This is a genomic window from Microcystis sp. LSC13-02 (assembly GCA_002282935.1).
Classification (GTDB): domain Bacteria; phylum Cyanobacteriota; class Cyanobacteriia; order Cyanobacteriales; family Microcystaceae; genus Microcystis.
Genome location: MTBT01000236.1, coordinates 1 through 7,969 on the forward strand (window position 1 = coordinate 1; position 7,969 = coordinate 7,969).

Sequence of the window (7,969 nt, forward strand, 5' to 3'; positions counted from 1 at the left end):
CATCGGAGAAGTTTTCGGCGATAAATTTACAAATATTATCAAACATCGTCAGGGATTACTTTCCGTTTCTCCTAGGATACCCTCGGTCGCCAGTGTTGACATCCTGTATTCGCCGTAACTATTGCCGAAGAGAATCGTAGCGCGGAATACATTATCGGCAAAATTCAATTCTAACCATGGACTAATTGTATAGATATTGGCAAATTTGTCACGTCTTCCGAGGAATTTATTGACAATTGCTAGAGGAAGGGGTATATTAGGGGCAGATTTTCTGAAGTTTTATGTCCCTATCTAAAGTTATCAATCACGGAGAGGGGGAGAAACATAGCTTATCAAAGGCTCTGCTCAAATCCTTTTCTCTAGTCACGGCCACTGCGATCGGATGTATTAGTATCGCCACCAGTGCCACTGCGGCCAGTTTTTCCTTCGCTTTCGGTAGCAAGGGTACGGTGAACGGTCAGTTCAATAACCCCTTCGGTATCGCCGTCGGTAGCGGTGGTAATATCTATGTAGCCGATACTGCCAACAACCGCGTACAGGTGTTTAACTCCAATGGAGTCTTCCAGTCCACTTTCGGTAGCCTCGGTACGGGGAACGGTCAGTTCAGTTCACCCAGTGGTATCGCGGTCGGTAGCGGTGGTAATATCTATGTGGCTGATACCAACAACAATCGCGTACAGGTATTCAACTCTAGTGGTGTCTTCCAGTCCACTTTCGGTAGCTCCGGTACGGGGAACGGTCTGTTCGGTTGGCCCCAAGGTATCGCCGTCGGTAGCGGTGGTAATATCTATGTAGCCGATACGCTCAACGATCGCATACAGGTGTTTAACTCCAGTGGAGTCTTCCAGTCCGCTTTCGGGAACGGTTATTTGAGTATGCCCCAAGGTATTGCCGTCGGTAGCGGTGGTAATATCTATGTAGCCGATACTGCCAGCAACAGCGTACAGGTGTTCGACTCTGGTGGTACCTTGCTGTTCACTTTCGGTAGCTTCGGTACGGGGAACGGTGAGTTCTTTTCACCCACTGGTATCACTGTCGATGGCGGTGGTAAGATCTATGTGGCCGATACTCTCAACAACCGCGTACAGGTATTCAACCCCAGTGGTGTCTTCCAGTACGCTTTCGGTAGCCTCGGTTCGGGGAACGGTCAGTTCAATAACCCCTCCGGTATCGCTGTCGGTGGCGGTGGTAATATCTATGTAGCTGATACGTTCAACAATCGCGTACAGGTATTCAGAACGCCCGAACCTTCTAGTATTATCGGATTAGGCATACTAGGGGGCGGTTTAGTGGTGCGTCGCCTCGCTAAACGTGGTTAATCGCTGTGGAGTGGGGAGATGAGTTAAAATTTTCCTAATTCCCCACCCTTTGCGGTTAAAAGCTTTAATTGTCCTGCTGTCTTTGTAATTCCTCGATAGTTGCGCCGGATAAATCAGTAAATCGGGCGATTTCTGGGATAGGAAAGCCTTTTAAAATAACTATAAAGTACCAAACAGACCTAACGTGATTTTCCCTGCACCGCCACCAACTAAAACCATCGGTAAATCGCAGGTGCTAATCATAGTAAAGAGATCAGATACTTATTTTAGATCATGATTTAATCCTGTTTTAATTTCACAAACATAATTAACGGTAGTATAATCGGTCTGAATAATTAACTTTCCATCAGCCAAGAATTTTATATATAGGGTTTATCTTCAATAGTTGCCTTGAAAATTAGGTAAGGATTCCAGACAGGTCAAACATTGATGAAATAGGGGATGTTTGGGCTACATAAGCAATAGAAAGTTACCTTTTCTCTAAAATCAGTAAATATTCGGATTTCATGCCATCAGGATTTTTATTCTTGCGGGATTTGAATAATTGTCTAGTTTTAATTCTATCCTCAAAGACGGTATTAAAAATAAAGCCATTTTCCTGAAAATATTCCTGTAATATTCGCCAAGTTTCTACTTCCACTCCATCCACTTTCGGATTACCGACAAAAATGCAAGCTTTCCCAGCTTGTTTTAATTTTCTGGTGGCATTTTCTAAAGCATTGATAGTGTGACAAAAATAGGAATCGAGTATTTTATGTAAATTCTCTTTCTCTAAACTCGATCTCACCTGATGCAATGTTTCGGTTTCGATTAATCTGGTAGCCTCTCGGTAGGGAATTTCTAGCTTAGAGATTTTTTGCACTTCTTTTTCTGTATATCCTAACCAATATAAATCTAGTTTTGCTGTTCTGATATATTCCTGTGCTTGCAGATAGGGGGGTGAACTAATTAAACAATCTAACTCTAGATTTTGATCGATCTCAAAAGTGGCACTATCTACTCCTCCATAAAAAAGCACCTGATTACAATTATGCCAAGTTATGGCAATATATTGATTGACGCTGGTTAAAGTTTCAAAACTCATCTCTTTAATCGTTCGTTTTAATTCCTCTTGCCAATCTCTTTGTAATAGTTCCTGTATATCTGATTTTTTGTATTTAGATTGAAATAATTTAGGTTTGGTATGTTCTGCATAGGAAAACTGCTTACTAACTTTCACTAAAACCGCTTGAATGATCTGGGAATAAAAATCAGGTTCTAGACTTTTTTGACCTGCCCAAAGTTTCTGTAAAACTGCTAAAATTTCCTCTGGATACCAATAATTTAAATTTGACCACTGAGGGATAAATTTATCCTTGCTGGCAAAAACTTCTAAGATTTTTTTATCTAACTCTGAGTAACTCAATAGTTCTTGGTGTTCTGTGATCTTAATCGGTATAATATGGTTTAAAAGATAATTCAGGTCAGTTAAAACCGCATTTCTTTGACAAAGTTTAGCCTCTAAACCCACCGTACCCGAACCAGCAAAAGGATCGATAATCCAATCATCCTTTTTAGTGTAAGTATCAAGGCAAAATCTAACCACTTGGGGAATAAATTTGGCAGGATAATAATAGATGCCATGGGTTAGATAACTGGTGCTGGTGATTTCTGGTACTAAATCTCGAAAAGAAACTAATCGTGGGGTTCCCCGATTAAATTCTTCTAAATTATTAAAATCGAAAAGTTCTAACTGCATGATTCGGCTATCAATTCTTCCTAGGGTAGGCCAGCTAATTAAAATAAAGATTAAAACCGTAGTCGATCAATATTCTAACTTATCGTCCCTTAACCTAACCGAGAACTCAACTTTTTTACTTTTTACTTTTTACTTTTTACTTAACGTGATATACTGCCAGAGGAAAAAATGACGTTTTAATTAGTCTGCGTGAATAGCCAATCCTCGACGATCATAGAACAGGTTAGAGTCCTTGACCCCCTGACACAAACCGATCGCATTGCCGATGTCTGGATTGAGGAGGGGGTAATTAAAGCGATCGAATCTCAGCTTCCCCCAAGAGAAAATAGTAACTATATTTCTGGTCAAAACTGTATTTTTGCTCCCGGATTAGTCGATCTCTACAGTCATTCCGGGGAACCCGGCCACGAGGACCGAGAAACCCTCGCATCTTTGCTCAAAGCGGCCACGGCCGGAGGCTGCACCCGGTTGGCAATTCTCCCCAATACTCTCCCCCCTCTCGATCACCCCGCACTTATTAGCACATTACAGCAAAAAAGTCAAGGGTTTTTTGACTCAAAATCGACTCGTCTGCATTTTTGGGCAAGTCTCACCCTAGGAAGACAAGGGCAAAAAATGACGGAATTAGCCGATTTAATGCCTGTAGCGGTGGGTTTTACCGATAATCGCGGTCTAGAAGATTTGGGACTGTTGCGGCACTTATTGGAATACCTAAAACCCTTCGGTAAAAATATCGCCCTTTCCCCCGTAAATCAGCAATTAAGAGGTAATGGAGTCATGCGCGAGGGAGAAACCTCGATTCGCTTCGGTTTACCCGGAGATCCTGCTATTTCCGAAACCACTGCTTTAGCAACAATTTTAGAAATCGTCGGCGAAATTAATACACCTGTTCACCTAATGCGAATTTCTACCCGTCGAGGAGTGGAATTAATTCGCGAGGCAAAAATGCGGGGATTGCCGATAACCGCTAGTGTGACGTGGTTGCATCTCCTCTTAAATACAGGATCGATCGCCAGCTATCATCCCAGTTTACACCTCGCTCCACCCTTGGGCAACGAAAGCGATCGCAAGGCGTTAATTGCGGCAATTAAGGAGGGAATTATCGATGCAATTGCGATCGATCATCGTCCCTATACCTACGAAGAAAAAACCGTTTCTTTTGCAGAAGCACCCCCCGGCGCGATCGGGTTAGAATTAGCTTTACCGCTACTCTGGGAAAAATTAGTAATAACCGGGCAATTATCAGCTTTACAATTATGGCAAGCGCTTAGTCTCAATCCCTGTCATTGTTTACAACAAAAACCGGCATCTCTCAACCCCGGCAATCCCGCGGAAGCAATTCTTTTTCATCCCCAAGCAAGCTGGAAAGTAACGGCAAATAATCTTCACTCCCTCAGTCATAATACTTTCTGGTTAAATCAAACAATTACGGGAAAAGTGTTAGAAATGTGGAATTTTTAAAGGGTGGCCAATTTCTATCTTGAGACTCTCCTAGTTTTTTGGATAATGATCAGCTAGAATTCTAGAGAGAACTAGAGTAATGTCATGGAAAAAGAACTGGTATCAGAAAAGCGCGGTTATCTGCTTCGCACGGTGGCAGAAGCTAAAGAAATTGTCCTTAATTGGTTGCGGGAAATAAATTTAGTTAATGCGATTAAATTAGGTTTACCAGAAGTGGATGACAGATATCATATTTGGCGAATTCCTTTATGTAATGAACAGAAAAAAACCGTTGGGGAAGTGGTGATCGATGCCTACACCACCGAAATTTTATTAGATAAAACAACTCGGACTGAAATTATTATCGCTCGTCTGTTAAAACAGGATGAATCTAAATTAGAAACCCGCAAGAAACCCAAAAAAGAATATAAGCTTTCCTCTCTGAGAAATACCATCGGATTTGGTGATTGTAGCGAACTTTTGGAGGAAATGCCCGCAGAAAGTGTTGATTTAATCTTTACCTCACCACCCTATTTTAATGCTCGTCCGGAATATTCAGAATTTGAAGAATACGAAAGCTATCTATTGAAGCTGCGACAGGTAATCAGAAAATGTCATCGAGTTTTGAGTGAAGGACGTTTTTTTGTCATTAATATTTCTCCCGTGCTGTTGCGTCGTGCTTCCCGTAATCAAGCTTCTAAACGTATTGCTGTCCCCTTTGATTTACATCGAATTTTTATTGAAGAAGGTTACGATTTTATTGATGATATTATTTGGCTAAAACCAGAGGGAGCAGGGTGGGCAACTGGTAGAGGACGCAGATTTGCCGCCGATCGCAATCCTCTCCAATACAAAACTGTGCCGGTGACTGAATACGTTTTAGTCTATCGTAAACATACGGATTTACTCATCGATTGGCATATTCGCAATCATCCCGATCAAGAAGTAGTAAAAGCCTCAAAAATTGCCGATGGTTATGAACGCACTAATGTCTGGAAAATTAACCCAGTCACCAACTCAAAACATCCCGCCGCTTTTCCTGTAGAATTGGCAGAAAAAGTGATTACCTATTACTCTTTTAAAGGTGATGTGGTTTTAGATCCCTTTGCCGGTTCAGGAACCGTGGGATTAGCAGCAGCTTCTTTAGATAGACGTTTTGTTTTATTCGAGAGTAATTTTAATTATATTGAACTGATACGAAAGTTAATTACTGAAGGCAATAAGATTGATTTAGACTCAGTTATTTGGCTTAATTGTCCGTTAGAAAACTAACAATGATCGAGGTAAACACCATGACAGCCAGTAAAAGTCACGCTTATTTTACTCCAAAAGACTATCTAGAAATAGAGAAAATTAGTCCCATTAAACACGAATATATGCAAGGGCAAATCTTGGCGATGGCCGGGGCCAGTAAAGCCCATGTTATCATCACAGGTAATCTTTCAGCCCAATTAATTAATCATTTACGGGGTAGTGGTTGTCTTGCCTAAGCTACCGATATGAAAGTGTGTCTCCCTAGCTTAAATATCTTCTATTATCCCGATTTTGCCATTACTTGTGACCAACGGGATCGAGTTTCCGAGGAGGATTTTATTCTGCATCCACGAGTGATTATCGAAGTTTTATCCGACTCCACAGCAGCCTTTGATAGAGGCGATAAATTTGCCAATTATCAAACTATCCCCGAATTACAGGAATATCTTCTGATTCATCAACAACAAGTCTTAATTGAACAATATCAACGTCAATCTAACAACCTCTGGATTCCCCATATTTATCAAGCGGGAGATTTAATCACTATTAACTGTATTAACTTTTCTTGTCCGATAGAAATTCTTTATCAAAACCTAGAAATTCTTAGCTAGAATCTTGTCCGTAAAAATGGTAAAATGGGTTCAGGTGTTAGGAAGAATTTGCCCTATTTCCTAAACCCCTAACAACTTAGACAATTAACCCCTTTGTCGAGTATTAATCACCTCACCGGCTGCATTAACTAACTCTAGCTGTAGCGGCATTTGTCCCATAGCGTGAGTGGAACAACTTAAACAGGGATCATAGCAACGAATACCCGCTTCCACCCGGTTTAACATCGCTTCGGGAATTTCGCCACCATGGATATAATGTTGGGCGATTTGTTTCACTGTTTGATTCATGGCCAAATTATTATTACCCGTGGCAATAATCAAATTCACCGTTTCAATCAAACCATTTTCATCCACTTTATAATCATGGAATAAAGTACCCCGGGGCGCTTCACTAACTCCCACCCCTTGCAGATTATTAATTCCTGCTTCGGCCCGGCAGCGTTGAGAAACTATATCGGGATCGTCGATTAAAAGTTCGATACGCTCTAAACAGCCCAAAATCTCCACTAAACGAGCATAATGATAGTAAAAAGAAGAGGTTGCTACACCACCGACCCGATGGCGATATTCCCGTAACTCGATATCCGCCCCATCCGTGCCAAAATGGGAACAAACATTTAAGCGCGCCAACGGACCTACTCGATAGATACCGTTGGGATAACCGAGGGGTTTATAGTAGGGAAACTTCAAATAAGACCATTTTTCCACTGATTCGCCGATATAATCGCGATAATTGTCTTCGCTGAGGTTATCGGCCACAATATTGCCTTGACTATCAGTAAAACGAATATGACCGCCGTAGTGTTCCCACTCATCCCGTTTACCGACCAATCCCATAAACAGGGAAGGGAAATTACCAAAAGCGGCGATTTCGGTGGTTAAATTGTCTAGAAGTCCTTTAAACAGGTTTAAAGCCGTGTAAAGAGTCGCTTTAGACTCCGGCAGTCGTTCTTTAATCCATTGTCGCCCTTCTTCGCTCAAAGGAGAACGCACACCTCCCGGGACAGACCAAGCGGGGTGAATTTTTTTCGCTCCCAAAAGTTCAATAACTTTCTGTCCAAATTGACGTAAACGGATGCCCGCTCGTGCTAGGTCGGGATCGGCCGCGATTAAACCGAAAACATTCCGTTTAGCGGGATCACTTTCCCAACCAAGCAGAAAATCGGGACTGCTAAGATGGAAAAAGCTTAAAGCATGGGATTGGGTTAACTGTCCCAAATTCATCAAGCGCCGCAGTTTTTCACCCGCGGGGGGGATTTGCACCGCTAGAATTTTATCGCCAGTTTTGGCGGCACAAAGTAGGTGACTAACGGGGCAAATGCCGCAAATTCGGGCAGTAATTCCCGCCATCTCCCACATCGGCCGTCCCTCGCAGAATTTCTCGAAACCGCGATACTCGACCACATGAAAACGCACGTCATCCACTTCCCCCGCATCGTCAAGGAAAATCGAGATCTTGGCATGGCCTTCGATCCGGGTGACGGGATCGATAACGACGGTTTTAGTCATAGTAAGTCCTCATCGAAAATTTTGGGTCTGAAACCCCGTCGTTCTACGACGGCTTTACCGTTAAATACTAGCGCATTTACCAAATATATGCTAAAATG

General features: G+C 42.2%; 5 protein-coding genes and 1 pseudogene. 4 read left to right on the forward strand and 2 right to left on the reverse strand.

The features are described from left to right. Nucleotides 1-281 precede the first annotated feature (281 nt). Nucleotides 282-1,319, forward strand: a complete 1,038-nt coding sequence (locus BGL89_RS14725) for a 6-bladed beta-propeller (protein WP_286826336.1) — start codon at nt 282-284, stop codon at nt 1,317-1,319. Between the two features lie 469 nt (nt 1,320-1,788). Here BGL89_RS14725 and BGL89_RS14730 read toward each other — a convergent pair whose 3' ends face one another. After that, nucleotides 1,789-3,057 (reverse strand): DNA methyltransferase, encoded by a 1,269-nt coding sequence (locus BGL89_RS14730; protein WP_286826337.1) that lies wholly within the window; start codon nt 3,055-3,057, stop codon nt 1,789-1,791. A 189-nt stretch (nt 3,058-3,246) separates the two neighbouring features. Here BGL89_RS14730 and BGL89_RS14735 point away from each other — a divergent pair, with 189 nt between their 5' ends. The 3 genes and pseudogenes from BGL89_RS14735 (at nt 3,247) to BGL89_RS14745 (ending at nt 6,362) form a co-directional block, all read left to right on the forward strand. After that, nucleotides 3,247-4,518, forward strand: coding sequence for a dihydroorotase (locus tag BGL89_RS14735; RefSeq protein ID WP_286826338.1), 1,272 nt, complete (start codon nt 3,247-3,249; stop codon nt 4,516-4,518). 84 nt (nt 4,519-4,602) lie between these two features. Beyond that, nucleotides 4,603-5,769 (forward strand): DNA-methyltransferase, encoded by a 1,167-nt coding sequence (locus BGL89_RS14740; protein WP_286826339.1) that lies wholly within the window; start codon nt 4,603-4,605, stop codon nt 5,767-5,769. A 20-nt stretch (nt 5,770-5,789) separates the two neighbouring features. After that, nucleotides 5,790-6,362, forward strand: a pseudogene (locus tag BGL89_RS14745) (Uma2 family endonuclease). An 84-nt stretch (nt 6,363-6,446) separates the two neighbouring features. On the opposite strand, the gene BGL89_RS14750 reads toward BGL89_RS14745, so the two are convergent. Further along, a complete protein-coding gene (locus tag BGL89_RS14750) occupies nt 6,447-7,871 on the reverse strand; it encodes a Ni/Fe hydrogenase subunit alpha (RefSeq protein WP_286826340.1) in 1,425 nt (474 codons plus the stop codon). Nucleotides 7,872-7,969: the final 98 nt, after the last annotated feature.

Coding starts and splice junctions, on each gene's coding strand:
- BGL89_RS14740 (WP_286826339.1), top strand. CDS start 4,603: ATGGAAAAAGAACTGGTATCAGAAAAGCGCGGTTATCTGCTTCGCACG.
- BGL89_RS14730 (WP_286826337.1), bottom strand. CDS start 3,057: ATGCAGTTAGAACTTTTCGATTTTAATAATTTAGAAGAATTTAATCGG.
- BGL89_RS14750 (WP_286826340.1), bottom strand. CDS start 7,871: ATGACTAAAACCGTCGTTATCGATCCCGTCACCCGGATCGAAGGCCAT.
- BGL89_RS14725 (WP_286826336.1), top strand. CDS start 282: ATGTCCCTATCTAAAGTTATCAATCACGGAGAGGGGGAGAAACATAGC.